This is a genomic window from Streptomyces phytophilus (assembly GCF_013870535.1).
Lineage (GTDB): Bacteria > Actinomycetota > Actinomycetes > Streptomycetales > Streptomycetaceae > Streptomyces > Streptomyces phytophilus.
In genome coordinates this window covers 1-4,542 of record NZ_JACBXC010000438.1, presented here as the reverse complement: position 1 = coordinate 4,542, position 4,542 = coordinate 1, and the positions used below count along the sequence as shown (strand labels likewise).

Below are 4,542 nucleotides of genomic sequence, written 5' to 3'. Positions count from 1 at the left end.
GACCGCGGCGGCTTTCGGACAATCGCGTACGGGGACGGGGGCGCCGCGGGCGTACGGGTCAGTGGCCGTCGGCGCGGTCGGGGCCGTCCGTGCCCTGGTTGCCCTGGTTGCCCTGGTTGCCGTCCATCGCCTCCGCCAGTTCCTCCGCCGACGGCGGCCGCACCGGCCGCAGGAACTGCCAGCCGAGGAAGAACAGCCCGAGCGCCAGCATCCCCAGGCCCGTCCACAGGTTGATGCGCACGTCCACCGCCTTGGCGATCTCCGCGTCGGAGTCGAAGGCGCCGGTGACCACGAGGATCAGCCCGTACACGACGAACAGGCCGCCGATCAGCCGCCGCACGTCGAACAGCCTGCTGGCCGTCGCCGACCTGCGCTCCAGCTCCTCGATCTGCTCCGCCAGTTCACCGGTGTCCGGGATGCCGCGGTCCGGGCCGTCCGGGCGCTCGTTGTTGTCGCTCATGGTGCGCTCCTAGAAGGAGAAGGGGATGTAGCACAGGGCGGCCAGGACGATCGCTCCCCAGCCCAGCAGCGCCGGTTTGCGGTACCAGGCGTCGTCGCCCGCGGCGGGGGGCTCGGACATGCCCGGGGAGCGGGTGCCGTAGACGAGGCCCGCGAGTTGCTCGGGGGACTTGGGGCGGGTGAACGGCGTGACGACGAGCATCGCGACGGCGCCGGCGACGAAGCCGACGATGGCGGAGACGAAGTTGGCGCCCTGGTCGCTGGGGATGCTGATGACGCCCTGCTTGTAGATCCAGAAGTAGTTGAGCATCGCGGCGACCGTGCCGACCAGCAGCCCCCAGAAGCCGGCCTTGACGGAGGTGCGCTTCCAGAACATGCCGATGATGAAGACCACGAACATCGGCACGTTGAAGAAGGAGAACAGCGTCTGCAGGTAGGCCATGATGTTGCTGAAGCTGGACGCGATGAACGCGGTGCCGACGCTGGCCGCCACCCCGATCACGGTGATGATCCGCCCGAAGCGCAGGTAGTACGCGTCCGTCCGGCCGCGCTTGACGTACGGCTCCCAGATGTCGGTGGTGAACACGGTGTTGAACGACGAGACGTTGGCCGCCATGCCCGCCATGAACGCCGCCAGCAGCCCGGTGATGGCCACGCCCAGCATGCCGTTCGGCAGCAGTTGCTCCATGAGGTACGGGATCGAGTCGTTGTACGTCAGGTCCGAGCCGGACGTGCCGATCTCGGGCACCAGGGCGGCCGCGACGAGGCCGGGGATCATCACCAGGAAGACGATGAAGACCTTCGGGTACGCGCCGATGAGCGGCGTGCGCTGGGCGGCGGAGAGGTTCTTGGCGGACAGCGCGCGCTGCACCTCGGCGAAGTTGGTCGTCCAGTAGCCGAAGCTCAGCACGAAGCCCAGGCCGAGGACGATCGTCAGCCAGTTGGCGCCCAGCGGGTTGTCGCTGCCGATGCCGGTGCCGCCCCAGGCTGTCATGAAGTTGCCGCCGCGGGAGGCGGTCAGGGTGTCGCTGAGGCCGTCCCAGCCGCCGACGCGCTTGAGCGCGAGGATCGTCAGCGGCAGCAGCGCGGCGATGATGACGAAGAACTGCAGCACCTCGTTGTAGACCGCGGACGACAGCCCGCCGAGGGTGATGTACGCGAGCACGACGGCGGCGGAGACGACGATGGCGACCCACTCCGGCCAGCCGAGCAGGGCCTCGACGACGATGGCCATGGCGTAGAGGTTGACGCCGGCGATGAGCACAGCGGCGAAGGAGAAGAGCACCGAGCTGAGCAGGTGTGCGCTGCGGTCGTAGCGGTGCAGCAGGAACTCCGGCACGGAGCGGACCTTCGAGCCGTAGTAGAAGGGCATCATCACCAGGCCCAGGAAGACCATGGCCGGGATGGCGCCGATCCAGTACCAGTGCGTGGTGTAGACGCCGTACTGGGCGCTGTTGGCGGCCATGCCGAGGATCTCGGTGGCGCCGAGGTTGGCGGAGATGAACGCCAGACCGGTGATCCAGGCGGGCATGGAGCGGCCGGAGAGGAAGAAGTCGAGGCTGGTCTTGACGCTTCGCCGGGCCAGGAACCCGATGCCGAGCACGACGGCGAAGTACATGGCCATGATCACGTAGTCGAGGACGTTGGTGTCGAGCCGCAGCTCTGCCGCTAGTGCGTGCATGCTTCAGGTCCGCTTCCGTGCGTGGTGCGTTCAGAAGACGAAGCCAGACGGGTGGCGTTGGATTCCGAAAGCTTCTGTTGGGACTGTTTGCTTGTCTGTTGGATCTCGCACCCAGAATGTCTGATAAAAGATAATTTGGGGTAAGCGACGCTCCGGCGTTGACTCGCCTGTTGGCTTGTGGTTCATTGTGTTCGATTGTGTTGGGGGAACCGGACCGATGACGACCGGCGGGCAGGGCAGGCGGCCAGGGCCGAGGAAGAGGCTCCAGTGAAGAAGACGCACACGCGGCTCGCGGACGGGCGCGAGCTGATCTACTTCGACGCGCGTGACGACGCCGTCCGGGACGCGGCCGACCGCCGCCCCCTGGAGCCGACGCGCACCGCGTCGGAGGCGCGCTTCGACCCGCTGCGCGGGGAGTGGGTGGTCATCGCCTCGCACCGGCAGGGCCGTACGTACCACCCGCCCGCCGACGAGTGCCCCCTGTGCCCCTCCCGGGGCGGGCGGCTGAGCGAGATCCCGGCCGACGACTACGAGGTCGCCGTCTTCGAGAACCGCTTCCCGTCGCTGACCGGCGGCCCCGGCCCGGTGACCGGCGAGCCGCCGTTCGTCAGCGCCCCGGGCGCGGGGCGCTGCGAGGTCGTCTGCTTCACCTCCGACCACGACGCCTCGTTCGCCGACCTCTCCCCCGGCCAGGCCGCGCTGGTGCTCGACGCGTGGACCGACCGCTCCGTGGAACTGGCCGAACTCCCCGGCGTCGAGCAGGTCTTCTGCTTCGAGAACCGCGGCAAGGAGATCGGCGTCACCCTCGGCCACCCGCACGGGCAGATCTACGCGTACCCGTACGTCACCCCGCGCACCGCGCAGATGATGCGGTGCGCCGAGCAGCACCGGGCGAAGACGGGCGGGAACCTCTTCGACGCCGTCGTCGCCGCCGAGACGGCGGCGGGGACGCGGGTGGTGCTGGAGGGGGAGCACTGGGTGGCGTTCGTGCCGTACGCGGCGCACTGGCCGTACGAGGTCCACCTCTACCCGCGCCGCCGCGTGCCCGACCTGCCGGCGCTGGGCGACGACGCGCGCGCGGAGTTCCCCGGGGCCTACCTCGAACTCCTGCGCAGATTCGACCGGATCTTCGGCCCCGGCGAGCCCCCGACCCCGTACATCTCGGCGTGGCACCAGGCGCCGGTGCGGGCGGCCGGGCGCGCTGACTACGCTCTGCACCTCGAACTGTTCACGATCCGGCGGAGCCCGGGCAAGCTGAAGTATCTTGCGGGGTCGGAGTCCGCGATGGACGCCTTTGTCACCGATGTGCCGCCGGAGCGCGCGGCGGAACGACTGCGAGAGGTAGCGAGCACGTGAGTCTGGACGTAGGCGGGGGTGCCGGGGGCGGGCGGAAGTACCTGGTCACGGGCGGAGCCGGGTACGTGGGGAGCGTCGTCGCGGCGCACCTGCTGGCCGCCGGGCACGCGGTGACGGTCGTCGACGACCTGTCGACCGGGTTCCGCGAGGGGGTGCCGGAGGGCGCCGAGTTCGTCGAGGACCGGATCCAGCACGCCGCGAAGTGGCTGGACTCCTCGTACGACGGCGTGCTGCACTTCGCCGCCTTCTCGCAGGTCGGCGAGTCCGTCACGCACCCCGAGAAGTACTGGCGCAACAACGTCGGCGGCACGCTGGAGCTGCTCTCCGCGATGCGCGACGCGGGCGTGCGGCGGCTGGTGTTCTCCTCGACCGCCGCCACCTACGGCGAACCGGAGTCCGTGCCGATCACCGAGGACGCCGTCACCGCGCCGACGAACCCGTACGGGGCCTCCAAGCTCGCCGTCGACCAGATGATCGGCGCGGAGTGCCACGCCCACGGGCTGGCCGCCGCGTCGCTGCGCTACTTCAACGTCGCCGGCGCGTACCTGCCGGAGCACGGCGGCGGCCCGTACGGTGAGCGGCACGACCCCGAGTCGCACCTCATCCCGCTGGTGCTCCAAGTGGCCCTCGGGCGGCGCGAGTCGATCTCCGTCTTCGGCGACGACTACCCGACCCCGGACGGCACCTGCATCCGCGACTACATCCACGTCGCGGACCTCGCCGAGGCGCATCTGCTCGCGCTCGACGCCGTACGCCCCGGCGAGCACCGCATCTGCAACCTGGGCAACGGCGCGGGGTTCTCGGTGCGCGAGGTCGTCGAGACCGTCCGCCGGGTGACCGGGCACCCCGTGCCCGAGGTGGTCGCGCCGCGGCGGGCGGGGGATCCGGCCGTGCTGGTGGCGTCGGCGGAGGCGGCGAAGGAGCAGTTGGGCTGGCGGCCGTCGCGTACGGAGCTGGCGGGGATCGTGTCGGACGCCTGGGACTTCGCACAGCGGGTCGCGGGCGCGGGGGAAGGCGGAGGGGACAGATGACGGCTGGAGAGACGA

At 70.1% G+C, this 4,542-nt stretch carries 4 protein-coding genes; 2 read left to right on the top strand and 2 right to left on the bottom strand.

The features are described 5' to 3' along the window. Positions 1 to 58 precede the first annotated feature (58 nt). Positions 59 to 460 carry a hypothetical protein gene (locus H5J30_RS18685; RefSeq protein ID WP_181788557.1) on the bottom strand — a complete coding sequence of 134 codons (402 nt, stop codon included), beginning with the start codon at positions 458 to 460 and terminating at the stop codon, positions 59 to 61. Between the two features lie 9 nt (positions 461 to 469). After that, the gene (locus tag H5J30_RS18680; protein WP_181788556.1) at positions 470 to 2,140 is read right to left on the bottom strand and encodes a sodium:solute symporter family protein; all 1,671 of its coding nucleotides are present in this window, start codon (positions 2,138 to 2,140) and stop codon (positions 470 to 472) included. A 267-nt stretch (positions 2,141 to 2,407) separates the two neighbouring features. Here H5J30_RS18680 and galT point away from each other — a divergent pair, with 267 nt between their 5' ends. Continuing rightward, a complete protein-coding gene (gene galT, locus H5J30_RS18675) occupies positions 2,408 to 3,496 on the top strand; it encodes a galactose-1-phosphate uridylyltransferase (protein ID WP_181788555.1) in 1,089 nt (362 codons plus the stop codon). Continuing rightward, entirely contained in the window at positions 3,493 to 4,527 is a 1,035-nt protein-coding gene (gene galE, locus H5J30_RS18670; RefSeq protein WP_309505565.1) for a UDP-glucose 4-epimerase GalE, read from the top strand. The genes galT and galE overlap by 4 nt, the downstream gene beginning before the upstream one ends. Positions 4,528 to 4,542 lie beyond the last annotated feature (15 nt).